We start from the raw sequence: 25533 nt of genomic DNA, 5'->3' as shown, positions 1-25533 counted from the left end.
GGATAGGGCCGTCAGCCCCAGCGCAGATCTTGTGTTTGCAGGCCTGTCCTCATCGCTGGCAAGCCCGCTCCTACAGGTAACCGCGGCCCCCTGTAGGAGCGGGCTTGCCCCGCGAAAGGGCCCGCCCTGCTTACATCAATTTCAAATCAGTACACATCCCGCCGATAACGCCCATCCTCGATCAACTGCTGCACCTGCGCCTGCCCCAGCATACCCTGCAACGCAGCATCCACCCCGGCCGCCATGCCATGCAGGCTGCCGCACACATAAATGCAGGCACCTTGCTCGACCCAGCGCTTGAGCTCGCCAGCCTGTTGCAGCAGTACATCCTGCACATAAACCTTCTCGGCCTGGTCACGCGAGAACGCCAGGTCCAGCCGCGCCAGCTCGCCCTTGGCCAGCCAGCCCTCAAGCTGCGCAGCGCACAGCAGGTCGTGGGCGCGGTTGCGCTCGCCGAACAGCAGCCAGTTGCGTGACTCACCGGCCGCGATACGCGCCTTGAGCAGGCTGCGCAGCCCGGCAAGGCCAGTACCGTTGCCAATCAGCACCAGCGGCGCATCGCCCTCGGGCAGGTGGAAGCCGCTGTTGCGGCGCAGGCGCAGGCTGACGCTGCCTTGCACAGGCAGGTACTCGGTCAGCCAGCCCGAGCCCAGGCCCAAGTGCCCGTCGGGGTGACGCTCCTGGCGCACGATCAGCTCCAGCACGCCGTCGCTGGCAATCGAGGCGATCGAGTATTCGCGGCTGCCGATGGGCACCAGTGCATCCACCAGCGCCTGCGGATGCAAGCCGATCAGGTGGTCGCGGCGGGTCGGCAACTGGCGCCCGGCCAGGGCCTGGCCGAGGGTTTCGTTCAGGCCGTCGACCTGCACCTGGGCCGCAGCGTCCAGCGCCATGCCGTGCAGGAAGGCGTCGATGCGCGGCTGGCCGTTCAGCGGCAGGATTTCCACCAGGTCTCCGGCCTCCCAGCTGGCCGGCTCCTGCGGGCGCAAGCCCAGCAGGTACACCGGCTGGCCCTGGCTGCCCGGGTTGAGCAGCTCGCGGCTGGTCAGGGTCCAGTTGCCAAAGCTTGGCGGCTGCCAGGCGGCGACCGGCTGGGTGCCGGTCAGTTGCGCCAGCTCCTGCTGCCACAGTTGCAGCGCGGCCGGGTCGGCGTTGTCCACCTCTACCGGGCTGAACGCGCTGCTGGCACCGCGCTCGGCCAGCCAGGCCTGCAGGCGCCGGGCGAAGCCGCAGAAGTGCGGGTACTGGCGGTCGCCCAGGGCCAGCAAGGCGTAGTCCAGGTGCTGCAACGCCCAGGGCTGGCCGATGACCTTGCGTTCGAAGCCGCGGGCGCTGTCCGGCGCCTCGCCATCCCCAAAGGTGCTGACCACGAACAGCGCGCGGTTGGCCTGGCGCAGCTCGGGCTCGCCCAGTTCAGCCAGCGGGCGCACCTGCACCGGGTAGCCTGCGGCCTGCAACTGGCCGGCGCTCTGCCAGGCCAGCTGTTCGGCCAGGCCGCTCTGGCTGGCAAAACCCACCAGCCAGCTGTCGCCCGCCTTGCCGGCAGCGCCCACCGCGCCACGGGCAGCGCGCACCTGGCGCTTCTTGCGCCGGCGGTCGAGGTACAGCAGCCAGCCGGTGACGAAGAACAGCGGCATGGTCAGGCTGGCAGCGGTGACGATGATCCGCCCCGGCAGGCCGAAGTATTCGCCCACGTGCAGGGCGTAGACGCTTTGCAGCAGCTGCGCCTTGAAGGACTTGTCGAGGTAGCGGTCGTGGCTTTTCACCTGGCCGGTGGCCGGGTCCAGCACCAGAGTGTTGAAGGCGCGCGGGTGCGCGGCGTCTGCTTGCAGGTAGAACAGGTTGGCCGGCTGCCCGCCCGCCGGTGGCAGGCGCAGGTTATACATGGCCAGGCCCGGGCCTGCGGCCTGTTTGAGGCTGGCCCAAATGGCGTCGTAGTCGACCACCAGCGCCGGGGCGTTCTTGTCGATTTTGGGCGGCCCGTGGCGGCCACGGCTTTCGCCGCGTTTTTGCTCGCCTGCCACAGGCGGGTCTGCCAGCAGCTTGTTCAGCCCGGCGCGGTACCACTCGTAGGACCAGAACAGCCCGGTCAGGGCAAACAGCAGGTAGAACAATAAGCACCAGGTGCCGAACACCGCGTGCAGGTCCCAGTTGAAGGCGCGGCCCTTCTTGGCCCAGTCCAGGGTCAGCCAGGTACGCCAGTTCAGCGCCTTGCGCGGCCAGCGCAGGTAAAGGCCAGACAGGCAGAAGAAAATCAGCATCAAGGTGCAGGCACCGGTGATCTGCCGGCCGGTGTCGCCCATGGCCAGAAAACGGTGCAGGTTGAGCATCAGGTTGAAGAAACCTTGCCCCGCGGCTTCGCCCTTGAGCTCACCGGTGTACGGGTCGGCGTAGCGCAGGGTGCCGCGGCGCTCGCCGGGCGGCGGGGTGAAGAAGATCCGTGCGGCATTGCCTTCGCGCACGTCCACCCACAGCATCGCGACCTTCTCGCCCTGGGCGGCCTCGACCCGCTGTACCAGCTCCGCTGGCGGCAGCACGCCTTCGGCGCGTACCTCGACCTTGAGTACATCGGCGTTGAACGCGCGCAGCAGTTCTTCCTGGAACGAGTACAGTGCCCCGGTGATACCCATCAAGGCCAGCACCAGGCCTGCGGTAATGCCAAAGAACCAGTGCAGCTGGAACAGCGTCTTCTTCACCACGTCTCTCACCTTGTATTGCCGCCGTCTGTTGCGCGGCGTGCATTATGCCTTGATACGCGAACGCCCCGTTCAGTAATGAACGGGGCGCAGGGCTGCAAGTTCAGGCCATCCTGTGCCGGCCTCTTCGCGGGCAAGCCCGCTCCCACAGGGTTCGCACAGGTGCTTGAACCGGCCTCATCGCCGGCAAGCCGGCTCCTACAGGTACGGCACTGGCCTGAAGCTCAAGCAGTCCCTGTGGGAGCGGGCTTGCCCGCGAAAGGGCCGGTGCAGGTATCGACCAGCTTTGGTTGCTATCAGAAATGCACGCTGGTGGTCAGCAGCGCCGTGCGCCCGGCCGCCTGGTTGGCGAAGTGGGTGGAGAACGCCTTGTCGTAGTAGACCTCGTCGGTCAGGTTCTGCACGTTCAACTGCAGGTTGATGTTCTTGGTCAGCTTGTAGGCGGCCATCGCGTCGTAGCGCACGTAGCTGTCGACCATGGTGGTGTTGGCCACGTTGCCGTACACCTCGTCCATGTAGAAGGCGCCACCACCGATGGTCAGCCTTGGGGTGACCTGGTAGGTGGTCCACAGGCTGGCGCTGTTGTTCGGGGTGTTGGGCAGCTGGTTGCCGTCGTTGGCCTTGCCCAGCGGGCCGCCGTCAACCTGGCGCGCCTGCAGGTAGGTGTAGCCGGCGAACACCTGCCATTTCTCGGTGAGCTTGCCGCTGGCCGACAGCTCGATGCCCTGTACGCGGGTTTCACCGACGTTCTCGTAAGTGGTGGTGTCCACCTGCACCCGGGCGTTTTCCTTCTCGGTGCGGAACAGCGCGGCAGTCAGCGACAGGCGCTCGTTGAGCAGGTCCCACTTGGTGCCCAGTTCGTAGTTGGTGGTTTGCTCTGGCTCCATGTCGCTGCTCAGCAGGTTGCCGGGGCGGTCGGTGGTGCCGCCCAGCGGGTTGCCTTCCATGCCTTCGCCGAGCGACGCACCCGGTGGCGTGGCCGAGGTGGCGTAGGACACATAGATGCTGCCGTTGTCGGCCGGCTTCCACACCAGGCCCAGCTGGCCGGTGACGAACTCGCTGGTGTCCTCGCCCTTGGAGACCACGCCCTTGCTGTTGACCGCAGTGGAGCCGTCGGCGTTGTAGCCGCGGAACTCGGTATCGAAGTGGTCATAGCGCAGGCCCATGTTCAGCAGCCACTGCGGGGTCAGCTCGAGGGTGTCGAACACGTACAGGGCCGCAGTGTTGCTGCGGGTGGTGGTGCCGGCGTAGTTGCGCGAGATGGCGCCGTTCCACGGGTCGTCCGGGTTCGGGTTACCCAGCGAGGTACAGTTGTAGCCGCTGCCCTGGCCGATCATGCCTGGGGTGCAGTTGGTGCTGGAGTTGCCCGGGCTGCCCGGGGTGGTGTCGGTGTTGACGTTGTAGGTCGAGCGCTTGCTCTCTTCGCGGCTGAGCTCGATGCCGGTGGAGAAGCTGTTTTTCAGCCCGCCCAGGTAGAACTCGCCGAACAGGTCGGTCTGGTTGGTGGTGGTGGCGGTGTTGCCCACGCGGGTGTTGGCGCGGCGCCAGACGCTGCCGTTGTTGACGTTGCCCTTGCTGTCGTCAGGCTGGGTGAGGATGTAGTCCTGCATGCTGTTGCCGTGGCGCAGGGTGTTCTTGATGGTCAGCGCGTCAGTCAGGTCATGCTCGATGGCGATGGTGGCGATGTCCACCCGGCTTTTGCGGAAATCACGCCCGGTCAGGCCGTAGAAGTTGCTGCTGTCGCCACCGGCGTAGGGCTTGCTCGGGTTGGCCGAGGTGCGGTTGCCGGTGCCGCCGGCAGGCACGGTGTAAGGGATGCCCGAGTCCGGCAGGTCGTCGCTTTCGAGGTGGTAGTAGTCGAGGTTGACGCGGGTCGGGGTGCCCAGGCCGAAGGCCAGCGACGGAGCGATGCCCCAGCGGTCGTAGTTGACCTTGTCGCGCCCGGCCACGTTGCTTTCGTGGGTCATCAGGTTCAGGCGCCCGGCCACGCTGTCGCTGAACTGGTAGTTGCCATCGAAGGTGTAGCGCTGGGTCTGGTCGCTGCCCCAGGTCCAGGCGCCATCCAGCGAGTTGCCCAGGTGGGCGCGTTTGCTCACCAGGTTGATGGTGCCGCCGGCGGCGCCACGGCCACCGATGGCCGAGTTCGGGCCCTTGGCCACTTCCACCGACTCGATGGCGAAGATTTCGCGGGTTTGCGCGCCGGTGTCGCGCACGCCGTCCAGGTAGGTGTCACCCTGGGCATCGAAGCCGCGGATGAACGGGCGGTCGCCCTGGGGGTTGCCGCCTTCACCGGCGCCGAAGGTGATGCCCGGCACGGTGCGCAGGGCGTCCTGCAGGTTCAGGGCGTTGGTGTCCTTGATCACCTGCTGCGGGATCACGGTGACCGAACGCGGGGTGTCCACCAGTGGCGCGGTGTACTTCTGCGACGACGCCTTTTCGACCTTGTAGTCGGTGCTGGCCTGCTCGGCCTTGCCGTTGACGCTGGTGGCGTCCAGGGTGATGGCGGAGCTGGCGGCAGGGTCTGCGGCGTAGGCAGAAGTGGCGGTGATCGCCATGCCGATGGCAGAGGCGAGCAGGCGTGGTGAACTGACGGCGTTTGGCACGTGGCGCATTGTTTTTGACCTTCCCCAAGGTAGTGAAGGCCGCGGATGCTAATGTAAGCGAATGTAAGTAACAATTGAGAAGCGTTACCATTCGTTAAGAATTTACATTCTTTACACCTTGTGTTTCATGAATTTAACAAGGGTGTGCCGGGCCCTGATCGCGGGGCGTTAAGGTTGGGAGTCAACCGATGAAGGGGCTTGTGTCGCGTAAAAGGGAATCAATATCATTGACCCCCCCTTAGGCTCCAGGTACCACCGCCATGCTGCTGCACATTCCCGGGCTGTTCGACGCTGACGAGATCAGCCGTATCCGCGAGGCGCTGGAGCAGGCGGACTGGGCCGATGGCAAGGTGACTGCCGGCTACCAGTCGGCCAAGGCCAAGCACAACCTGCAACTGCCCGAAGGCCATGCGCTGGCAAAGGAGCTGGGCAGCGCACTGATCGACCGCCTGTGGCGCAACCCGTTGTTCATGTCGGCGGCGCTGCCGCACAAGGTTTACCCGCCGCTGGTCAACTGCTACCGCGAGGGTGGCAGTTTCGATTTTCATATCGACAACGCCCTGCGCCAGCCCAAAGGCAGCCCGGAGCGGGTGCGCACCGACCTGTCCTCGACCCTGTTCCTAAGCGACCCGGCCAGTTACGACGGCGGCGAGCTGGTGATCCAGGACACCTACGGCGTGCAGCAGGTCAAGCTTGCTGCCGGCGACCTGGTGCTGTACCCCGGCACCAGCCTGCACAAAGTCAACCCGGTCACCCGCGGCGCGCGCTACGCGGCGTTCTTCTGGACCCAGAGCCTGGTGCGCGACGACGGCCAGCGCACCTTGCTGTTCGAGATGGACAACGCCATTCGCCAGCTCACTGCCGATGTGCCCGAGCACCCGTCGTTGCTGCAGCTGACCGGCACCTACCACAACCTGCTGCGCCGCTGGGCTGAGGTTTGAGCATGTCGTATCAATTGCGCCGTGAAGAGCTGGTGGATGTGGCGGGCCTGAAGGCCATGCTCGAGCACAGCCCGGGCCAGGCGGCCCAGGCGATTCTGGCCGCTGCCGGGCAAGGGGTGGTGGAGGCGCAGTTGCTGCTGGGGCAGATCCTGCTCGACGGGCTGGGTATCGAGGCCGACGAGGTGGTTGCCCGGCGTTGGTTCAGCATTGCCGCCCAAGGTGGCAGCGCCATGGGCCACAACATGCTCGGGCGCTGCCTGGAGCATGGCTGGGGCGGTGAGGTGAACCTGCCTCAGGCGGCCATCCACTATGCTCGCGCCGCCGATGCGGGGCTGGACTGGGGCATGTACAACCTGGGCAACCTGCTGGCCACCGGGCGCGGCGTGCCGGCCAACCAGGCCCAGGCACTGGCCTGCTACGAGCAGGGCGCGCAGTTGGGCCATGCCAAGTCGATGAACCTGTACGGGCGTTACCTGGAGCAGGGTATTGCCACCTCCGCAAGCCCTGCGCGGGCGGTGCGCTGGTATCGGCGTTCGGCCGAGGCGGGGGATTTTCGCGGCATGTTCAGCCTGGCGCTGGTGCTGCTGGAGCGGGGCGAGGTTGCCGAGGCGGCGCCTTGGCTGGAGCGGGCGCGGGAGGAGGGGAACCTGAACTTCTTGCGTAGTGCGCTGGCCACCCTGCAGGGTGCGGGGCCTTCGCTGATGAGCTTTGCGCAGCGCTATGCCGAGGAGATCGAACGGCGCGACGTTTGATGTCGGCTGTGCTGGCGCTTTCGCGGGCAAGCCCGCTCCCACAGGGTATGTGAAATGCCTTGGGCGGGCGCCATACCTGTGGGAGCGGGCTTGCCCGCGAATAGGCCTGCGCAGGCCGGCACAAACAAAAACGGGGCCTTGCGGCCCCGTCTTGCATTACAGGTAGTAGGCTTTCAGCGGCGGGAAGCCGTTGAATTCCACGGCGCTGTAGCTGGTGGTGTAGGCACCGGTGGACAGCCAGTACAGGCGGTCGCCGATGGCCAGGTTCAGCGGCAGGCCGTACTTGTAGTTCTCGTACATGATGTCGGCGCTGTCGCAGGTCGGGCCGGCGATGACCACTTCTTCGGCTTCGCCCTTTTTCTCGGTCCAGATCGGGAACTTGATGGCTTCGTCCATGGTTTCGATCAGGCCGGAGAACTTGCCCACGTCGGTGTAGATCCAGCGCTCCACGGCGGTACGCGACTTGCGCGCCACCAGCACCACTTCGCTGACCAGAATACCGGCGTTGGCAATCAGCGAACGGCCAGGCTCGAGGATGATTTCCGGCAGGTCGTCACCGAAGTCTTCTTTGAGGAAGCGGATGATCTCTTCGGCGTAGGTTTCGAGGCTGTTGGTGCGGGTGATGTAGTTGGCCGGGAAGCCGCCACCCATGTTGATCAGCTTCAGCTCGATGCCGTCTTCTTCCTTCAGGCGCTCGAAGATTACCTTCACCTTGGCGATGGCTGCGTCCCACACGCTGATGTCGCGCTGCTGCGAGCCTACGTGGAACGAGATGCCGTAAGGCACCAGGCCCAGGTCGCGGGCGAGGATCAGCAGGTCCATGGCCATGTCGGTCTGGCAGCCGAACTTGCGCGACAGCGGCCAGTCGGCGGTGGTCGAGCCTTCGGTCAAAATGCGCACGTAGACTTTCGAGCCCGGGGCGGCCTTGGCGATGTTGCGCAGGTCAGCTTCGGAGTCGGTGGCAAACAGGCGCACGCCTTTCTCGTAGAAGTAACGGATGTCCTTGGACTTCTTGATGGTGTTGCCGTAGCTGATGCGGTCGGCGCTGACGCCGCGGCTCATCACCTTGTCCAGCTCGTAGATCGAGGCGATGTCGAAGCTCGAACCTTTCTCTTTGAGCAGGTCGATGATTTCGACCGCCGGGTTGGCCTTGACCGCGTAGTACACCTTGGCGAATTCGAACCCGGCGCGCAGGTCGTCATAGGCCTGGCTGATCATCTGGGTGTCGATGAGTACGAACGGGGTTTCCTGCTTGTCGGCGAACGCCTTCATTTTCTGGAAGGTGTCACGCGCGAAATAGTCTTCGACCTGGATCGACATGCTCAAGGGCTCCATGGGCAAACTGAAAAGATAAGTGGCTGCAACTGAACGTCCTCCGTATCCCCACTTTGGTTCGCCTACTTCCCAAGGCATGTCGCCGAAAGCAAAAAGGTCAACCGTGCCCGTGAAGCGGCGGCGGGTGACCTTGCTGTCTCGTCGTCAGTACTTGAGCCGGATGGATCGTTTCCAGCATGGACGTTCGGCGCGCACTTTAGGGCGTGAACTCAGCAAGATCAACAGGCAATCCGGGCGTGTTCGTCGCGGATCGGCCACCTGCATTCTGAATAACCGACTCGTGTGACCGGCAGATGTTCCCCGGCATGTCTTGGGCGTTAAATATTGTGGAATGGACCGTGTTGGCCTCTTCGCGGGTAAACCCGCTCCCACAGGGACTGAGCTATTCCTGCGGGAGCGGGTTTACCCGCGAAGAGGCCGGAGGTGTTCATATTTATGGCCACATTTTCCTGGCACGTCCGTCCATGAAACTGCGCATAAATTTTTTGTTACCGACTGGCGGAATTGCCGGTTTTGATGCGAAACATTACTATTCGCACCCTTGTCTGCCGCCCTGACGACCCTGACCGTGTCCGGACACAAAGGCTTCTTCGACCACTACCACGAGCTGATCGGCACCTGGACGCGCAAGCTGCGCAGTCGTCAGCAGGCCGAGGACCTCACCCATGATGCGTTCGTGCGCGTGCTGGAAAACCCGCGCGAACAGGTCGAGCAGCCGCGTGCCTACCTGCACCAGACCGCGCGCAACATTGCGGTGGACGGCTATCGCCGCGAAGACCGCCGCCAGGCCCTGGCGCTGGAGGCGGTCGATGAAGGCGCCGGCGCCGGCAGCGACCCCGAAGCCTACGTGCACGCCCTGGAGCTGGCCGACAGCGTCGAGCGGGCGTTGGCCGAGCTTCCGCTGAACTGCCGCCAGGTGTTCATCTGGCAGAAGCTCGAGGGCCTGACCCAGGCCGAGATCGCCGAGCGCATGGGCCTGAGCAAGAGCATGGTCGAAAAGTATATGATCCGCACGCTCCGCCACCTGCGTGAGCACCTGGATGTGGCCGGATGAGTCAGGAGACCCGATCGATGAAACAGCAGCTTGCGCAGCCGGTGGGCGAGCAGGCAGCCGCCTGGTTTGCCCGGGTTCAGGACGCGCCGGGCGATGCTGCGCTGCGCGCTGAACTGGAGCACTGGCTGGCCCAGGCGCCGCAACACCGCGAGGAGTACCAGCGGCTGGTGGAGCTGTGGCGCGCTGCCGACTTCATCCCCCGGCAACGCCTCGAAGCCCTGTGCCGCGCCGAGCCCGTGCGCCAGCTGCCGCGCCGCCGTGTGTTGCGCCAGGCCCTGGCCGCCGGGGTGGCGCTGGCGGCATTGGGGTTGGGATGGACGGGCTGGCAGTACCAGCGGCTCAACCACCACGCGGCGCTGCAAACCGCCATGGGCGAGCGGCGCACCTTCGAGCTGCCCGACGGCTCGCACCTTGAGCTGAACAGCGCCACGCGCCTGAGCGTCGAGTTTTCGCCGGGGCAACGCCACGTGCAACTGAACCAGGGCGAGGCGATGTTCGTTGTCGCCCACGACAGCGCCCGGCCGTTCGTGGTCGGCACCGCCCAGGGCCAGGTGACCGTCACCGGTACCCGTTTCGATGTACGCCAGGATGCGGCCAGTACCCGCGTTGCGGTGGAGCAGGGTTCGGTGCGGGTGCAGGGCGCGGGCGCGTCGCTGGCGCAACTGGGCGCAGGCCAGGGGTCGCACATCGATGCCCATGGCCAGGTGGCCCCGGCCTACGCCGTGGATGCCGGCGCCCTGACCGCCTGGCGCCAGGGCAAGCTGGTGTTCGACAACGCCCCGCTCAGCGAAGTGGTGGCCGAAGTGTCGCGCTACCGCGCCCAGCCACTGCGCGTGGCACCGGGCAAGGTCGCCAACCTGCGCCTGTCGAGCACCTTCAGCACCGACGACCCGGACGCCCTGTTGCGCGCCTTGCCGAGCATCCTGCCGGTGGCGGTGAAGCAGCACGCCGATGGCTCCAGCGAAATAATTGCAAAATAGATTCAGGTTTTTTTTCGCCCGTTCGTCTTCCCCGCCAGCTGCAACTGCCAAGCATTTACATTTGCATGCGGTTGGCGTTTATCCCGACCTCTCAGGATTTATCGAAGACGTGAACAACAACAAGCCCCTTCATACCCTGCGCCGCCTGGCGCTGGCCCTGGCGGTCAGCGCCGCCGCCGCCAACAGCTACGCCGACAGCATCCAGATCCAGGCCCAGCCGCTGGCATCGGCCTTGAAGCAACTGGGCCAGCAAACCCAGTTGCAACTGTTCTTCAGCCCGGAGCTGGTGGCCGGCAAGCAGGCGCCGGCGGTGTCTGGCAACCTGGCCCCGGAGCAGGCCCTGCAACAGTTGCTGAAGGGTAGCGGGCTGACCTTCGAGCAATCTGCCGACACCGTGGTGGTCAAGCCTGCGCAACCTGCCGGCACCCTCACCACCGGCAGCCTGGAGCTGGCGCCCACCGACGTGAAGGTGGTCGGCGACTGGTTGGGGGATGCCCAGCAGAGCGTGGTGCAGAACCACCCCGGCGCGCGCACCGTGGTGCGCCGCGAGGCGATGGTCGAGCAGGGAGCGATGAACGTGCGTGACGTGCTGCGTGGCATCCCCGGGGTGCAGGTGCAGGACTCCAACGGCACCGGCGGCAGCGACCTGTCGCTGAACGTCGGCGTGCGCGGCCTGACCTCGCGGCTGTCGCCGCGCTCGACGGTGCTGATCGACGGCATCCCGGCGGCGTTCGCACCCTATGGCCAGCCGCAGCTGTCGATGGCGCCGATCTCTTCGGGCAACCTCGACAGCATCGATGTGGTGCGTGGGGCCGGTTCCGTGCGCTATGGGCCGCAGAACGTCGGCGGGGTGATCAACTTCGTCACCCGGGCCATCCCCGAAAAGGCTTCGGCCGAGCTTGGCACCACCCTTGAAACCTCGCAGCGCGGTGGCTGGAAACACACCGAATCGGCCTTCGTCGGTGGCACCGCCGACAACGGCATGGGCGTGGCGCTGCTGTACACCGGGGTCAACGGCAACGGCTACCGCGAGAGCAACAACGGCAACGACATCGATGATGTGATCCTCAAGACCCACTGGGCGCCCACCGATGTCGACGAGTTCTGGCTCAACTTCCATTACTACGATGGCCGCGCCGACATGCCCGGTGGCCTGACCCAGGCCCAGTACGACAGCAACCCGTACCAGTCGCTGCGTGATTACGACTACTTCGCCGGGCGGCGCAAGGACGTGTCGTTCAAGTGGCAGCGCCAGCTGGACGATGCCACCCAGCTTGAAGTGCTCACCTATTACACCGACAGCTTTCGCGGCAGCGCCATCGCTGCCCGCGACATGAAGACCTTGTCGTCGTACCCGCGCAACTACCACACCTTCGCCATCGAGCCGCGCCTGTCGCGGGTGTTCTTCGCCGGCCCCACCACCCAGGAGGTCAGCGTCGGCTACCGCTACCTGAAAGAGGCCATGCGCGAGCAGTCCACGCGCCTGGGCCTGGTGGACAACGTGCCCACGCCCGTCCCCGGCTCCGACGGCCACGTGTTCCAGGACCGCAGCGGCGGCACCGAGGCCAGCGCCTACTACATCGACGACAAGATCGACGTGGGCAACTGGACCATCACCCCGGGCATTCGCTTCGAGCACATCAACACCGACTGGCGCGACCGCCCGGTACTGGGCGCCAACGGCGCACCGGTGGTGGAGAAGAACCGCAGCATCACCAGCAACGAGCCGCTGCCGGCGCTCAGCGTGATGTACCACCTGTCCGATGCCTGGAAGCTGTTCGCCAACTATGAGACCTCGTTCGGCAGCCTGCAGTACTTCCAGCTGGGCCAGGGCGGCAATGGCGACAGCACCGCCAACGGCCTGGAGCCCGAGAAAGCCAAGACCTACGAGGTGGGTACGCGCTATGACGATGGCGGTTTTGCCGGTGAGCTGACGGCGTTCTACATCGACTTCGACGACGAGCTGCAGTACATCAGCAACGACGTGGGCTGGACCAACCTGGGGGCGACCAAGCACCAGGGCATCGAGGCTTCGGCGCGCTATGACCTGGCCGGCCTGGACCCGCGCCTGAGCGGGCTGTCGGTGAATGCCGGTTACACCTATACCCGCGCCACCTATGAAGGGGAAATCCCGGGCTTCAAGGGCCGCGACCTGCCGTTCTATTCGCGCCAGGTGGCCACTGCCGGGGTGCGTTACCAGGTCAACCACTGGACCTGGAACCTGGATGCCTACGCCCAATCGAAGCAGCGCGCGCCAGGCACCGGGGTGACCAGCAGCGGGGCGTTCACCGGCGACTACATCACCGAGCCGAGTGCCGACGGGCAGTATGGCGATATTCCGGGGTACGTCACCTGGCACGCCCGTGGTGGTTACGACTTCGGTCCGCAGTTGGCCAACCTGAAGCTGGCGGCGGGGGTGAAGAACCTGTTCGACAAGCAGTACTTCACCCGTTCGAGCGACAACAACGCCGGCATTTATGTGGGTGAGCCGCGGACCTTCTATGTGCAGGCCAGTGTAGGGTTCTGATTGCAGATCGCCGGGGCCGCTTTGCGGCCCATCGCGACACAAGGCCGCTCACCACAGGGATTGCATGAGCTTCAGGTTGGTACCGTACCTGTAGGAGCCGGCTTGCCGGCGATGAGGCCGGAACAGGCAGCACAAGACAGTTGCTCCCACAGGTCTGGACTGCCCCCCAAAAGTTGGACAGTTTTAAGCTGCCGCCTGGGTCCTGTAATCGACAGGGCTCAGGCCATTAAGCCGTAGCTTGATGCGGTCATGGTTGTAGTAGTGAATGTACTCATCCAAGCCCGCTTTCAATTCATCAATACTCTCGAAACGCTTGAGGTAGAAAAACTCTGACTTGAGCGTGCCGAAGAAGCTTTCCATAGCTGCATTGTCCAGGCAATTGCCTTTGCGAGACATGCTCTGTTTCACGCCGCGACTGCGGAGCGTGTGGCGATACTGAGCCTGCTGGTACTGCCACCCCTGGTCGGTGTGGAGCACTAGCCTGGGCTTCTCTCCCAAGGTCTTGAGCGCCTTGTCGAGCATGTTTCCAACCAGGCTGTACTGAGGGCGAGTAGCCGTCTCGTAGGCGATGATTTCCCCGTTGTACAAATCCATCACTGGCGAAAGGTAGAGCTTCTGTTGAGCCACCTTGAACTCGGTTACGTCACTCACCCATTTCTGGTTAGGACGCTGGGCGACGAAATTTCGCTCCAGCAGATTCGTCGCTATCTTGCCAACAGTACCTCGGTACGACTTATATTTTTTGGGCCGCACCAGTGATTTCAGACCCAGGGTAACCATCAGCTTCTCGATGACCTTCTTGTTGACCAGCACCCCACCTTTCCTGATCACGAGTGCAACGCGTCGATAGCCGTAGCGCCCTTTCTCTTTGTGATAGACCTGCTGAATCTTCTCTTTTAGCTCGGCATGCTTGTCCGGCTTCTGCTGGCTCTGCACCTGATAGTAAAAGGTGCTGCGAGCCAGCCCGATCAGCCGCAGCAGATCAGGCAAAGGGAACCTAGGCTTGAGCTTGGAAGCGATCAGGACTTTTTGCCTGGTATTCGTTCCTTTTCCTCCCGCAAAGCCTTGAGCTCCTTTAAGACAGCATTCTCCATCCGCAGGTATTCGAGCTCCGCCAACAGCTGGTCTCGGGGCTTTTGCGAGTCGTCGGTATCTGTGGGTTTTGCTGGTTTGATCTTCTTCGGCACTTTGATCGGCTTTTTCTGGCGGTCCACAGGAGCTACAACGCCACCACTGTAGTACTGCCGCTGCCAATTGCCTATCTGCGACGATTGGCCGAGGCCAAAATGCGCTGCGGTTTGACGCATGGAAAGACGATGCTCGTGCATAAAGCTCAGCACCTGCCGCTTGAAGTCGTCGTCATAGCGCTGCCCGTTAGAGCGCGGAGAAAGGCTGAACTTGCTCTGATGGCTTGAAACCCACCGGCGTAGCAAGCTGTAGTCGACACCGAAAAGCTGGGCCACCTTGCGGAAGCCATTATTGCCATCCAGGTACGCTGAGATGGCTGTGAGCTTGAACTGCTCTGTGTATTTGCTCATAGGTCCCCCAAGGGTTGGATTTTTTGTCCAACTTCTTGGGGGCAGTCCAGGTCATGCGCAGGCCGGGAGGCTGATGCAATACCTGTGGTGAGCGGCCTTGTGTCGCGACGGGGCGCAACGCGCCCCCGGCGTTGGGTCAGGAGGCCACCGCCTCGGCCGGCGACACGATGCTGGTCTTGGCCCCGCGCGAGCGCCCCGAACTCAGGTACGCAGCAATCGACTCTGAAGCTGGCGGCGGGGGTGAAGAACCTGTTCGACAAGCAGTACTTCACCCGTTCGAGCGACAACAACGCCGGCATTTATGTGGGTGAGCCGCGGACCTTCTATGTGCAGGCCAGTGTAGGGTTCTGATTGCAGATCGCCGGGGCCGCTTCGCGGCCCATCGCGACACAAGGCCGCTCACCACAGGGATTGCATGAGCTTCAGGTTGGTACCGTACCTGTAGGAGCCGGCTTGCCGGCGATGAGGCCGGAACAGGCAGCACAAGACAGTTGCTCCCACAGGTCATGCGCAGGCCGGGAGGCTGATGCAATACCTGTGGTGAGCGGCCTTGTGTCGCGACGGGGCGCAACGCCCCCGGCGTTGGGTCAGGAGGCCACCGCCTCGGCCGGCGACACGATGCTGGTCTTGGCCCCGCGCGAGCGCCCCGAACTCAGGTACGCAGCAATCGACTCCTGGGTCACCTCGCCGAGGAACACCTGCTCGGCATCCAGCACCGGCAACCACGCGCGGTTGAACTCGTACATGCGCGACAGCAGGATGCGCAGATGCTCGTCGTGGGACGCCGTGGCGTTGAACGGGCGCAGGAAGTCCGCGCAGCTGCCTTGCTGGCGGTGCATGTCGCGCCGGCGCACATAACCCAGTGCCTTGTTCTGCCCGTCGGTCACCACCACATAACGGCGGTCGTGCTCGTCGAGCAGTTCCAGGGCATCGGCCACTGGCGTCTCGGGGCTTACCGACGGCGCGTTGTCCGCGGCGTCCTCGGCGCGCACCAGCAGCAGGCGCTTGAGGGTGCTGTCCTGGCCGACGAAGTTGCTGACGAAATCGTCCACCGGGTGCGCCAGCAGGGTGTCCGGGTGGTCCAGCTGCAGCAGCTTGCCTGCGCGGAAGATGGCGATCTTGTCGCCCAGCTTGATCGCCTCGTCGATGTCGTGGCTGACCATGATCACGGTCTTGTTCAGCGCCCGCTGCATCTCGAAGAACTCGTTCTGGATCATCTCGCGGTTGATCGGGTCGACCGCACCGAACGGCTCGTCCATCAGCAGCACCGGGGCCTCGGCCGCCAGGGCGCGGATCACCCCGATACGCTGCTGCTGGCCACCGGACAGCTCGCGCGGGTAGCGCTGCAGATACTGCTTGGGTTCGAGCTTGATCATGTGCATCAGCTCGCGGGCGCGGTCATGGCATTTTTGCTTGTCCCAGCCCAACAGGCGCGGCACCACGGTGATGTTCTCCTCGATGGTCATGTTGGGGAACAGGCCGATCTGCTGGATCACGTAGCCGATGTGCCGGCGCAGGGTCACTTCGTCGAGTGCGCTGGTGTCTTCGCCATTGATGAACACCTGGCCGCTGGTCGGGGTGATCAGGCGGTTGATCATCTTGAGGGTGGTGCTCTTGCCGCAGCCCGAAGGGCCGAGGAACACGCAGATTTCGCCCTCGTTGACGGTCAGGCTTACCGAGTCGACGGCTTTGACTTCCTTGCCGTTGACGTTGAAGGTCTTGCTGAGGTTCTTCAGTTCGATCATGAGCGCAGTCCTTCTGGAGTCAGGGCACGTTGCAGGGTTTGCAGCAGCAGGTCGGCGATGATGGCCAAGAGGCTCACCAGCACGGCGCCGACCAGCAGCATCGACATGTCGCTGCGGCTGATGGAGGTGAGAATGAGCACGCCCAGGCCGCCGGCGCCGATGGTGGCGGCGATGGTCATCACGCCGATGTTCATCACCACGGCGGTGCGCACGCCGGCGAGGATCACCGGCACCGCGATGGGCAGCTCGACCATGCGCAGGCGCTGGCCGAAGGTCATGCCGATACCGCGCGCCGCTTCACGGATGCCAGGCTCGACGTTGGTCAGGGCCAGGTAGGTGTTGCGCAAAATCGGCAGCAACGAATATAGGAACACCGCCGTGATCGCCGGCAGCGGGCCGAGGCCCTGGCCGAACTTGCTGTAGAACGGCAGCAGCAGGCCGAACAGGGCGATCGACGGGATGGTCAGCAGCACCGTGGCGCTGGCCTGCAGGGGGCCGGCGACGGCCGGGAAGCGGGTCATCAGGATGCCCAGCGGCACGCCGACCAGAATCGCCAGGCTGACGGCGATGCCCACCAGCATGATGTGTTGCCAGGTCAGTTGCACAACCTGGGCCCAGTCGAGGTGGGCGAAGGTGTCGAGCAGGCTCATGGCTGTACCTCCTTCAGCGGGTGTTCACGCAAAAATGCGCTGGCCACGGCGCTGGGGTTCTGGTGTTCGACGTCGACCTTGGCGTTGAGCTCGCGCATGGTCTGGTCGTCCAGTTGCTCGGCCAGCGGCTTGAGCAGCGCGGCCAGTTGCGGGTTGGCATCGAGCACCTGCTTGCGCACCACCGGGGCTGCGGTGTAGTCGGGGAAGTAGTGCTTGTCGTCTTCCAGCAGCTTGAGGTTGAACGCGTTCAGCCGGCCGTCGGTGGTGTAGACCAGGCCGGCGAACACCTGGTTGTTGTGCATGGCGGTGTACACCAGGCCCGCGTCCATCTGGCGGATGTTCGGGCGGCCGACCTGCAGGTCGTAGAGTTCTTTAAGGCCCACCAGGCCGTCCGGGCGGTTGGCGAACTCGGTGTCCAGGGCCACTAAATGGTTGCGCTGGTGCTCGTCACGCAGCACCTGGTTGAGGTCGCTGATGCTGTTGACCTGGGGGTAGGCCGCGGCGACTTCCTTGGGCAGGCCCAAGGCGTAGGTGTTGCTGAACTTCGACGGGGTCAGCCAGATGAGACCCTTTTGCGCATCCAGCTCTTTTACCCGGGCATAGGTGGCCTCGGCGCTGGGCATGCGCTCGTCGATATGGTTGTACGACACCAGCGAGACGCCGGTGTATTCCCACATCAAATCCAGCTGGCCGGTCTCCTGGGCCTGGCGCGCGATGCTGCTGCCAAGGCCGGTGGTCACGCGCACATCGAAGCCGTTGGCGCGCAAGTATTGGGCAGTGATTTCGGCGAGCACGGTCTGCTCGGTGAACACCCGCGCGCCGATGCGCACCAGGGGTTTTTCAGCTGCCTGGGCAAAACCTGCGCATAGCAGCGCCGCGCCCAGCAGCAAGGCGATTGTCTTTTTCATGGGTTCCCTCTTGTTATCCGGCCAGGCCGCGTTCCAGCCAGCGCTTGCTGGAGAAGCTCACCAGGGCATCCAGCACCAGGGCCAGCAGCGCCGTGCAGGCGGCGCCCAGCAAAAGCTGTGGCTGGTTGTTCAGGGCGATGCCGGGGAAGATCAGGCTGCCCAGGCTGTTGGCGCCGATCAGAAACGCCAGGGGTGCGGTACCCACATTCAAGGCCAGGGCCACGCGCACACCGCCGACGATGATCGGCACGGCGTTGGGCAACTCCACCTGCCAGAGTTGCTGGCGCGGGGTCATGCCGATGCCGGTGGCGGCTTCCTTGAGCGAGGCGGGGACGTTTTTCAGGCCCTCGTAGGTGTTGCGCACGATGGGCAGCAGGGAGGCGAGGAACAGCGCGAAGATCGCAGGGCCTGCGCCGATGCCCAGAATGCTCAGGGCAATGGCCAGAACGGCCAGCGGGGGGATGGTGTTGCCAACGTTGAAGAACTGCATGAAGCGCTCGGCTTTGTCGACCCGGTGCGGTCGACTCAGCGCAATGCCGGCGGGGATGCCCACGGCCAGCGCCGCCGCCATCGAAGCCAGCACCAGTACCAGGTGCGCTTGCAGGTAGAACCCAAGATCGTCGCGATAACGCGCGATCGTGTCTGTGCCGATCCAGTGGATCAGCAGGGCCAGGATGACGAGCACGGTGGCGCATCCCAACAGCCCTTTACCGTAGCGTGTAGCCACAGGCGGACTCCTTGTGTTGTCGGCGAGCACACTTCTTTGAAGCCGGCCAATGCTGGCGGCGGGTGGTGTGTTCGCGAGTAGCAGCGTGAGGCAACCGTAGGCTGCGATCAGGCCATGAGCCGAACCCCGTCGGGCCCGAAAATGCTGGTCAAGCCATTCCCCAACCGAAGCGGGTTGCAGGGGAGTGGACGTCTCCGTGGGCGCAAAGGTTCCCATCTGAGGCGGCATTTGGCCAGTGTTAATCACTGGGCAAGCTGAAATTTGTCGAGAAAAAAAAGTGAAATAATTCGCCGCAGGCGTTGAAGTAACTGCGTTGTGGCCTTTTGTCGTGATAAAGCGATTGTTCGTGAATTTTATATTCGCCAGTGCCGGCCCTTTCGCGGGCAAGCCCGCTCCCACAGGTACTGCACAGGTTTCAAACGAGGTGTGATGCCTGTAGGAGCGGGCTTGCCCGCGAAGAGGCCGGAACAGGTACCACTGGTTCAGCAGATTTTGGTCATTGCCCAACTTCGGGTATGATACTGCCCCTTTTCGATCCCCAGTCAGGCGATTTCCCATGACCAACCAGGCCGCCGAAGTCGCGAAGCGCCGCACTTTCGCAATTATTTCCCACCCCGACGCCGGTAAGACCACCATCACCGAGAAGCTGTTGCTGATGGGCAAGGCGATCTCCGTCGCGGGTACCGTGAAGTCGCGCAAGTCCGACCGCCACGCCACCTCCGACTGGATGGAAATGGAGAAGCAGCGCGGCATCTCCATCACCACCTCGGTGATGCAGTTCCCGTACCGCGAGCACATGATCAACCTGCTCGACACCCCCGGCCACGAAGACTTCTCCGAAGATACCTACCGCACCCTGACCGCAGTGGACTCGGCGCTGATGGTGCTGGACGGCGGTAAGGGTGTAGAGCCGCGCACCATCGCCCTGATGGACGTGTGCCGCCTGCGCGACACGCCCATCGTCAGCTTCATCAACAAACTCGACCGTGATATCCGCGACCCGATCGAACTGCTCGACGAAATCGAAGCGGTACTGAAGATCAAGGCCGCGCCGATCACCTGGCCGATCGGTTGCTACCGCGACTTCAAGGGCGTGTACCACCTGGCTGGCGACTACATCATCGTCTACACCCCGGGCCACGGCCACGAGCGTACCGAGGCGAAGATCATCGAGAAGCTCGACTCCGATGAAGCCCGTGCGCACCTGGGTGATGAGTACGAGCGCTTCCTTGAGCAGCTGGAACTGGTGCAGGGCGCCTGCCACGAGTTCGACCAGGACGAGTTCATCAACGGCCAGCTGACGCCTGTGTTCTTCGGTACCGCGCTTGGCAACTTTGGTGTCGACCATGTGCTCGACGCCGTCGTCGACTGGGCGCCACGCCCGCTGGCACGGGTCGCCCACGAGCGTACCGTGGAGCCGGTCGAAGAAAAGTTCACAGGCTTCGTGTTCAAGATCCAGGCGAACATGGACCCGAAACACCGTGACCGTATCGCCTTCATGCGCATTTGCTCGGGCAAGTACGAAAAGGGCATGAAGATGCGCCACGTGCGCACCGGCAAGGACCTGCGCATCGGCGATGCGCTGACCTTCTTCTCGTCCGAGCGCGAGCAGCTCGAAGAGGCCTACGCCGGCGACATCATCGGTTTGCACAACCACGGCACCATCCAGATCGGCGATACCTTCACCGAAGGCGAGGCGCTGGGCTTCACCGGTATCCCGCACTTCGCCCCGGAGCTGTTCCGCCGCGTGCGCCTGAAGGACCCGCTGAAGTCCAAGCAGCTGCGCCAGGGCCTGCAGCAGCTGGCCGAGGAGGGCGCCACCCAGGTGTTCTTCCCCGAGCGCAGCAACGACATCATCCTCGGTGCGGTCGGTGTGCTGCAGTTCGACGTGGTCGCCAGCCGCCTGAAGGAAGAATACAAGGTGGAGTGCGCCTACGAGCCGATCACCGTGTGGTCGGCGCGCTGGATCACCTGCGATGACAAGAAGAAACTCGAGGAATTCCAGACCAAGGCCATGGAAAACCTGGCCATCGACGGTGGCGGTCACCTGACCTACCTGGCCCCGACCCGGGTCAACCTGTCGCTGATGGAAGAGCGCTGGCCGGATGTGAAGTTCCGCGCTACCCGCGAGCATCATTAAGAAAAAGGGCAGCTTACGCTGCCCTTTCTTTACTCTCTAGCTTTAATTCCGCGGACAAATTTCATTTTTAATGCAGACTTGTAGACTCTACCAGCACGCCACTTTGAGACATCTTTTGGAGTTTGCTCAAAGAAGCCCATGTCTTTCATCGTGCGTAGTGCCTCTTTAATAGCATCTTCTTTTATTGATCCTCCGATATCGGAGTGAATTTTTTGAGTAAGCGTATCCAATGTGAATGGCGTCGGTTTTCCCTTCAGCGCATCTAGAATCAAGTTAACTTTTCGTAGGTTTTCGGAAAGATCAATATCCAATGCGATTGCATGTGCCAGCTCTTGCTTTGCATCGTTGATGAAATTGGTGGCTGCAGTATCATACGACTCAAATATGGAGGATTGCTCTACTTTGCCATTTTCATCTATTGGGTTTTCAATGCGTTGCAATTGAATGAACAGAGAGTTTGTGAAGTTTAAGAATAAGCGGGGGTAGAATGTTGCCAGATGTTCGTTGTCTTGGGAGGACGCATCTCTGAAGTAAGTTTTAATGAAAGTGATGGTTTTGATGTTGCTTCGACGCAAGTTTTCTGGGAATATTTGCATCAAGTAAGTTTCGCATGCCTCTGTTGCGAGCTTTCCAAGTCTGATGTCGTGCTTATGCTGCTCGATAGACTCTATCGTCGTTGCAAACTTTTCTTTGGCCCACGGGTTTGAAGCAATGCAGGCTAATACATAATTCATTTGGGCCTGCTCGTCCCAATACAGATCTATTTTGCGTCCGGAAGTTTGTTGCTCGATGTTTTGGTTGCCTATTGCCAAATCTACTCTGATGAAAAGGCGAATGCTCAGTTTTTGCCTGATGTCACTGCTGTTCTGAACGGTATTCATGCAAAGAAGAACCCCCTCAACAAAGTTTTTTAGTTTTGTTGAAGGGACGGCGGTTTCAAGGCCGTCGATAAGTAAAGTTATTTTTCGTGATTTTAGTTTTTCGACGACGTTGTGCGGTAGTGAAATTGCAAGAAGCTCGTCTTTGCTGAGGCGAGAGTACTTTTGAAGAATGCCTTTGTATTCTAAGTTTGAGCGCTCTGCTTCCAGTCGTGCGGAAACCAGAATCCACCAAAACGCTTCGTACTCGTCACCCATGGTCGTGATGAGCGCTTTGATGTAAATGTCCGAGCTGTTGGGGATGTTCGGGTCTATTTCACCGTACTCGCTCGGTGATAATAGAGGTAAGCCGATGCCGCGCTCTAATGATTCTTTAAATAAACGACTTTTACCAGTACCCTTGCGACCGAAAATATAGTTCAGGTTTGAGTCGTGTTGAAGTATTGCTCTAGTCATATCCGATTCGACGAACCATGTCTCATCGATAATTCCTGAGGACGATGTTTTACTTTGTGTTACGGTTTCAGATAGCTCGGGCTTTGAGGCAGGTTTTTGGATGCCTAATATTTCTTTGAGCTGATTAAGTGCGTAGATGTTTTCTGTTTGTAACTGTGAGATCTTAGGCAAAGAGCTGTTGAAGAAGGCACGATCATACATCCAAGGGATGTAGAATCTTTCTAGCTCGTCTGGCGCAAGTGGCTCTGGGTCCTCCGCCTCATATGCAAGCGCGTCCGCAAGTATTTCTAGTAGCTTTTCCTTGAATTCAGCTTCAGATTCTGTGGTGCTGCCCTTTTTCTTTAAGTTGTCTAAAGAGAAGGAGATGTAAGCGCCTGGGTTTTTGGGGTTTATAGATAGCAGCGTTTTTATACCGTGCAGCCAAGTTGTTTGGCTGTCAGGGCGGCTGAAAATTACAGATGGCCCAGGTATTGTACTTATAATTGGTATTACCGAGGTTGTCGTTCCCGTTCGATGGTCAACCAGAATTGTATCAAACTCACCGCTTTTGATTTGTTGGAGTTCAAGGATGCTTTTGAAGACGTCAGATAATGATGTAGGGTCTAGGGAACATCTTAGTGAAAACGATTCATAGTCCATTTCCCACGCTTCGTCAGTGGGGCGGCAACCTATAAAATAAACTCCTGGAATTGCCGGGTTTGATGTATATGTTGGGTCGCTAGCCCAGCCGGCATAGCCCATTAATGTACTTTCTATCTGTAGTTTTTCAATCCCAAAAATAGTGTGAAGTGTAGGTGCTTCGATATCGGCATCAATTACGAGAACCTTATGGCCACTCTCTGACAGATCTCTCGCTAATGCGCCGACTACAGAAGATCGAGCTTGTCCGCCTTTTTGTCCATAGAAATGAATAACATTGATGCTTTTAGAATTTTTATGATCAATATTTTTTCTAAAGCTGGAATTGTATTGTGAGAGCCAATGGTTGTTAATCGTTTGGTTCTTGAGGAATGGATATTCACTGTCAAACTCTGAAGTTGTAGTCAGTAGCAAACGTGAGCTACTGCAGTCTAGAATGTGTTCTAGATCATCTTCGTCAATGCAGCATTTGTCTAGTAGTACTTCAAATTTTCGATCGTCAGAGAGGCCGCAGAATATCTCTGAAATTACAGCTATGTACAAAGAAGGGAAGCTGAATATTACTTGGGTCTCTGGAAATTTTTTTTTGATGCTGTCTAGGAGTTCTGACAGAGTATTCATATGTTTTCTCCCAGGTGTGCTAGGGTGTTTATAGTGTGCTGAATTACGGTTTTAAGCTCGCTAAGTCGTTGCTGGTTTGTGTTTTTTAAAGTCCAGTCATTGCTAAAGCGGGTATATCGTATTGTTGGGTAGGCGCAATTAAAGAGTTTTCTCGTCCCGAATTTTGCTTCTACGTGAATTTTTTTAAAGGCGCTTTTTAACTCCAAGATTCTTGTGTTTAAGTCAGCGGCATGAGGTTGTCCTGCGACGCTGCTGGCAAGATTTTGTAATTTACTTATGATGTCGTGATCTTTTAATGGGTGGATGTGTGCTAGCTTTAGTTCGATAGCGATTAGTTGGCAGTAGCACTCTACTAAATCACTGCCGCAATTAAAGGCTTTTTTGAATTCTGATATGTTAGTTAAGTGTGACATTCCCAACTCCTGTATGGGTGGTGTGTGGATATTACAGAATGTCAAGCTGTTTGCCAAGTCGAGCTGTATGAGAGTTTTTGCTCTAAGTTTCGACTATCAAGTTGATTGTATATTGTGCTCTTTGTGGTGCTGGTGCCGGAAGTATCCTGTGGAATAAAAAGATGATCATGAGCTGTCTTTTAAACCTGTCGAGGCGTGTGGCTGTTCCTCGGGCATCTCATCTCTAGTCGATGACGTGGATTATGTTACGCAAGTCGATGTATGGGGGCGATCAAAGAGCCGTATTGCAGTCGTTATCGGAAGCAAACGTTTTTATCGTTTGCGAGCGCGCTCACGTTGGGTTGTCGGAGTGATTACGTCATCTAGACTTAGCTTATGATATCACTGGCCTGCCTGCCAGGGGAGGAGCATACGACGGCACGCCGTGAGCGTCGCCGAGCGTGTGAAATCTGGCCGGTAGTGGTATCTATGGATGAGGTCTATAACTAGATAAGTAAGCTCGTCGGCCACTTCCGAACATCACAAGAGTCAGCGGTAGCGTGTACAGCAGTCGAGTCATCCATTATAGGTTTTCGAGTTGATCAAGTCTTTAGATTTGAACTCGAGGTGTAGTCGCTTGAGGATTTTATGGAAGTATGTCTAGTTTCGCCGACCATCGAGACAGATACTAAACTGTTGGTCGAGGCCCGAAGCGCTCAGGCATGTGGCGCCTCGGTGTGCCTGACAGAACCCACGGAAACTCTACAAAACCTTAGCTTTGAGGCCCAGCAATCCGGGGGCGTAGGATTCTAGGTAGAGCCTAGGTCTCAACCCTTATAAGTTCCCGGCCTTGATGCTGGTCCAGATCCGCGTACGAATGCGGTCGATCTTCACCGGCATCGCCTCCAGCGCATACAGCTTGTCCATCACGTCCGCTGCCGGGTAGATCATGCTGTTGGCCTTCAGCGCCGGTTCCACCTTGGCGTCCGCCGCCTGGTTGCCGTTGGCGTACTGCACGAAGTTGCTGATGCCCGCCATCACCTCAGGCTGCAGCAAGTAGTTCATGTAGGCGTAGCCGGCCTTCTCGTTCGGCGCATCGGCCGGCATGGCCACCATGTCGAACCACATCGGCGCACCTTCCTTGGGTATCGAATAGCCCACCTTCACGCCGTTCTTCGCCTCCTCGGCGCGGTTCTTGGCCTGCAGCACATCCCCCGAGAAGCCCACCACCACGCAGATATCGCCATTGGCCAGGTCGCCGGTGTACTTGGATGAGTGGAAGTAGCTGATGTACGGACGCACCTTCATCAGCAGTTCCTTGGCCTTGTCGTAGTCGGCCGGGTTCTGGCTGTGGTGCGGCAAACCGAGGTAGTGCAGGGCGATCGGCAGCAGCTCGGGGCCGTTGTCCAGCACCGCCACGCCGCAGCTTTTCAGCTTGCTCATGTACTCGGGCTTGAAGATCAGGTCCCAGGAGTCCACCGGTGCGTTGTCGCCCAGCACCGCCTTGACCTTGTCGATGTTGTAGCCAATGCCGGTACTGCCCCACAGGTAGGGGAAGCCGTACTGGTTGCCCGGGTCGTTCACCTCCAGCGCCTTGAGCAGCACCGGGTTGAGGTTCTTCCAGTTGGGCAGCTGCGACTTGTCGAGTTTCTTCAGGGCCTTGCCCTGGATCTGCCGGGCCATGAAGTGGTTGGAGGGGAACACCACGTCATAGCCGGAGTTGCCGGTCATCAGCTTGCCGTCGAGGGTCTCGTTGCTGTCGTACACGTCGTAGGTCGGCACTATGCCGGTGGCTTGCTGGAAGTTCTTCAGGGTGTCAGGGGCGACGTAGCTGGACCAGTTGTAGATCTTCACCGAGTCGGCGGCGCTGGCCAGGCTTGCGGCCAGCATCAGGGGTGCGAGAACGAGGGTGCGCATGTCGGGGTACCTTGCTTTGTCTGTTGTTATCGAA

The 25533-nt window shown here is 60.9% G+C and carries 17 protein-coding genes and 3 pseudogenes; 7 read left to right on the top strand and 13 right to left on the bottom strand.

All coding sequences use genetic code 11. The features are described 5' to 3' along the window. Positions 1-146: 146 nt before the first annotated feature. Together KSS93_RS24790 and KSS93_RS24785 are read right to left on the bottom strand one after the other, a co-directional pair. Complete coding sequence (locus KSS93_RS24790; RefSeq protein ID WP_217886396.1) at positions 147-2699, bottom strand: PepSY domain-containing protein; 2553 nt, start codon at positions 2697-2699, stop codon at positions 147-149. A gap of 293 nt (positions 2700-2992) precedes the next feature. Next, positions 2993-5308: a TonB-dependent receptor gene (locus KSS93_RS24785; RefSeq protein ID WP_217886395.1), complete on the bottom strand. Its 2316-nt coding sequence runs from the start codon at positions 5306-5308 to the stop codon at positions 2993-2995. A gap of 251 nt (positions 5309-5559) precedes the next feature. Here KSS93_RS24785 and KSS93_RS24780 point away from each other — a divergent pair, with 251 nt between their 5' ends. Together KSS93_RS24780 and KSS93_RS24775 are read left to right on the top strand one after the other, a co-directional pair. Continuing rightward, complete coding sequence (locus KSS93_RS24780) at positions 5560-6240, top strand: Fe2+-dependent dioxygenase (RefSeq protein ID WP_217886394.1); 681 nt, start codon at positions 5560-5562, stop codon at positions 6238-6240. A 2-nt stretch (positions 6241-6242) separates the two neighbouring features. Continuing rightward, the gene (locus KSS93_RS24775; RefSeq protein WP_217886393.1) at positions 6243-6992 is read left to right on the top strand and encodes a tetratricopeptide repeat protein; all 750 of its coding nucleotides are present in this window, start codon (positions 6243-6245) and stop codon (positions 6990-6992) included. 156 nt (positions 6993-7148) lie between these two features. Here KSS93_RS24775 and KSS93_RS24770 read toward each other — a convergent pair whose 3' ends face one another. Continuing rightward, the gene (locus tag KSS93_RS24770; protein WP_217886392.1) at positions 7149-8312 is read right to left on the bottom strand and encodes a type III PLP-dependent enzyme; all 1164 of its coding nucleotides are present in this window, start codon (positions 8310-8312) and stop codon (positions 7149-7151) included. A 583-nt stretch (positions 8313-8895) separates the two neighbouring features. Between KSS93_RS24770 and KSS93_RS24765 the strand changes: the two genes are divergently transcribed. The 3 genes from KSS93_RS24765 to KSS93_RS24755 all read left to right on the top strand — a co-directional run bounded on the left by KSS93_RS24765 (position 8896) and on the right by KSS93_RS24755 (position 12888). Then, the gene (locus tag KSS93_RS24765; RefSeq protein WP_217886391.1) at positions 8896-9381 is read left to right on the top strand and encodes a sigma-70 family RNA polymerase sigma factor; all 486 of its coding nucleotides are present in this window, start codon (positions 8896-8898) and stop codon (positions 9379-9381) included. 17 nt (positions 9382-9398) lie between these two features. Then, the gene (locus tag KSS93_RS24760; RefSeq protein ID WP_217886390.1) at positions 9399-10361 is read left to right on the top strand and encodes a FecR family protein; all 963 of its coding nucleotides are present in this window, start codon (positions 9399-9401) and stop codon (positions 10359-10361) included. 109 nt (positions 10362-10470) lie between these two features. Further along, positions 10471-12888, top strand: coding sequence for a TonB-dependent siderophore receptor (locus tag KSS93_RS24755; RefSeq protein ID WP_217886389.1), 2418 nt, complete (start codon positions 10471-10473; stop codon positions 12886-12888). Positions 12889-13071: 183 nt separating this feature from the next. On the opposite strand, the gene KSS93_RS24750 is transcribed toward KSS93_RS24755, so the two are convergent. From KSS93_RS24750 to KSS93_RS24745, 3 genes and pseudogenes are all read right to left on the bottom strand, one after another. Next, positions 13072-14142, bottom strand: coding sequence for an IS3 family transposase (locus KSS93_RS24750; protein WP_263975038.1), 1071 nt, complete (start codon positions 14140-14142; stop codon positions 13072-13074). Continuing rightward, positions 14142-14426: pseudogene (locus KSS93_RS26710) on the bottom strand (transposase); the annotation flags it as partial. The pseudogene KSS93_RS26710 and the gene KSS93_RS24750, both read right to left, overlap by 1 nt. Positions 14427-14562: 136 nt before the next feature. Further along, positions 14563-14649: pseudogene (locus tag KSS93_RS24745) on the bottom strand (glycine/betaine ABC transporter ATP-binding protein); the annotation flags it as partial. Between KSS93_RS24745 and KSS93_RS27045 the strand changes: the two are divergent. Beyond that, a pseudogene (locus KSS93_RS27045) lies at positions 14631-14777 on the top strand (hypothetical protein); the annotation flags it as partial. The pseudogenes KSS93_RS24745 and KSS93_RS27045 sit on opposite strands and share 19 nt — an antisense overlap. 236 nt (positions 14778-15013) lie before the next feature. On the opposite strand, the gene KSS93_RS24735 reads toward KSS93_RS27045, so the two are convergent. The 4 genes from KSS93_RS24735 to KSS93_RS24720 are packed head-to-tail and all read right to left on the bottom strand — an operon-like array spanning position 15014 to position 18456. Then, the gene (locus tag KSS93_RS24735) at positions 15014-16171 is read right to left on the bottom strand and encodes an osmoprotectant ABC transporter ATP-binding protein OsmV (RefSeq protein WP_217886387.1); all 1158 of its coding nucleotides are present in this window, start codon (positions 16169-16171) and stop codon (positions 15014-15016) included. Next, positions 16168-16821 (bottom strand): ABC transporter permease, encoded by a 654-nt coding sequence (locus KSS93_RS24730; protein ID WP_217840199.1) that lies wholly within the window; start codon positions 16819-16821, stop codon positions 16168-16170. The genes KSS93_RS24735 and KSS93_RS24730 overlap by 4 nt, the downstream gene beginning before the upstream one ends. Continuing rightward, positions 16818-17729 (bottom strand): glycine betaine ABC transporter substrate-binding protein, encoded by a 912-nt coding sequence (locus KSS93_RS24725; protein ID WP_217886386.1) that lies wholly within the window; start codon positions 17727-17729, stop codon positions 16818-16820. Before KSS93_RS24725 ends, KSS93_RS24730 begins: the two co-directional genes overlap by 4 nt. A 13-nt stretch (positions 17730-17742) precedes the next feature. Next, positions 17743-18456 (bottom strand): ABC transporter permease, encoded by a 714-nt coding sequence (locus tag KSS93_RS24720; protein ID WP_217840197.1) that lies wholly within the window; start codon positions 18454-18456, stop codon positions 17743-17745. 556 nt (positions 18457-19012) lie between these two features. Between KSS93_RS24720 and KSS93_RS24715 the strand changes: the two genes are divergently transcribed. Continuing rightward, positions 19013-20596, top strand: a complete 1584-nt coding sequence (locus KSS93_RS24715) for a peptide chain release factor 3 (RefSeq protein ID WP_217840196.1) — start codon at positions 19013-19015, stop codon at positions 20594-20596. A gap of 29 nt (positions 20597-20625) precedes the next feature. Here KSS93_RS24715 and KSS93_RS24710 read toward each other — a convergent pair whose 3' ends face one another. The 3 genes from KSS93_RS24710 to KSS93_RS24700 all read right to left on the bottom strand — a co-directional run bounded on the left by KSS93_RS24710 (position 20626) and on the right by KSS93_RS24700 (position 25499). Then, positions 20626-23190 (bottom strand): tyrosine-protein kinase family protein, encoded by a 2565-nt coding sequence (locus KSS93_RS24710; protein WP_217886385.1) that lies wholly within the window; start codon positions 23188-23190, stop codon positions 20626-20628. Next, entirely contained in the window at positions 23187-23603 is a 417-nt protein-coding gene (locus KSS93_RS24705) for a hypothetical protein (protein ID WP_217886384.1), read from the bottom strand. The genes KSS93_RS24710 and KSS93_RS24705 overlap by 4 nt, the downstream gene beginning before the upstream one ends. An 813-nt stretch (positions 23604-24416) precedes the next feature. After that, positions 24417-25499 (bottom strand): polyamine ABC transporter substrate-binding protein, encoded by a 1083-nt coding sequence (locus KSS93_RS24700; protein ID WP_217886383.1) that lies wholly within the window; start codon positions 25497-25499, stop codon positions 24417-24419. Positions 25500-25533: the final 34 nt, after the last annotated feature.

Origin of the sequence: Pseudomonas xanthosomatis (genome assembly GCF_019139835.1) — a bacterium.
GTDB classification, from domain to species: domain Bacteria; phylum Pseudomonadota; class Gammaproteobacteria; order Pseudomonadales; family Pseudomonadaceae; genus Aquipseudomonas; species Aquipseudomonas fakonensis.
This window is presented reverse-complemented; position numbering and strand designations above follow the sequence as displayed.

Coding starts and splice junctions, on each gene's coding strand:
- KSS93_RS24725 (WP_217886386.1), bottom strand. CDS start 17,729: ATGAAAAAGACAATCGCCTTGCTGCTGGGCGCGGCGCTGCTATGCGCA.
- KSS93_RS24770 (WP_217886392.1), bottom strand. CDS start 8,312: ATGTCGATCCAGGTCGAAGACTATTTCGCGCGTGACACCTTCCAGAAA.
- KSS93_RS24705 (WP_217886384.1), bottom strand. CDS start 23,603: ATGTCACACTTAACTAACATATCAGAATTCAAAAAAGCCTTTAATTGC.
- KSS93_RS24775 (WP_217886393.1), top strand. CDS start 6,243: ATGTCGTATCAATTGCGCCGTGAAGAGCTGGTGGATGTGGCGGGCCTG.
- KSS93_RS24730 (WP_217840199.1), bottom strand. CDS start 16,821: ATGAGCCTGCTCGACACCTTCGCCCACCTCGACTGGGCCCAGGTTGTG.
- KSS93_RS24715 (WP_217840196.1), top strand. CDS start 19,013: ATGACCAACCAGGCCGCCGAAGTCGCGAAGCGCCGCACTTTCGCAATT.
- KSS93_RS24785 (WP_217886395.1), bottom strand. CDS start 5,308: ATGCGCCACGTGCCAAACGCCGTCAGTTCACCACGCCTGCTCGCCTCT.
- KSS93_RS24780 (WP_217886394.1), top strand. CDS start 5,560: ATGCTGCTGCACATTCCCGGGCTGTTCGACGCTGACGAGATCAGCCGT.
- KSS93_RS24735 (WP_217886387.1), bottom strand. CDS start 16,171: ATGATCGAACTGAAGAACCTCAGCAAGACCTTCAACGTCAACGGCAAG.
- KSS93_RS24760 (WP_217886390.1), top strand. CDS start 9,399: ATGAAACAGCAGCTTGCGCAGCCGGTGGGCGAGCAGGCAGCCGCCTGG.
- KSS93_RS24700 (WP_217886383.1), bottom strand. CDS start 25,499: ATGCGCACCCTCGTTCTCGCACCCCTGATGCTGGCCGCAAGCCTGGCC.
- KSS93_RS24710 (WP_217886385.1), bottom strand. CDS start 23,190: ATGAATACTCTGTCAGAACTCCTAGACAGCATCAAAAAAAAATTTCCA.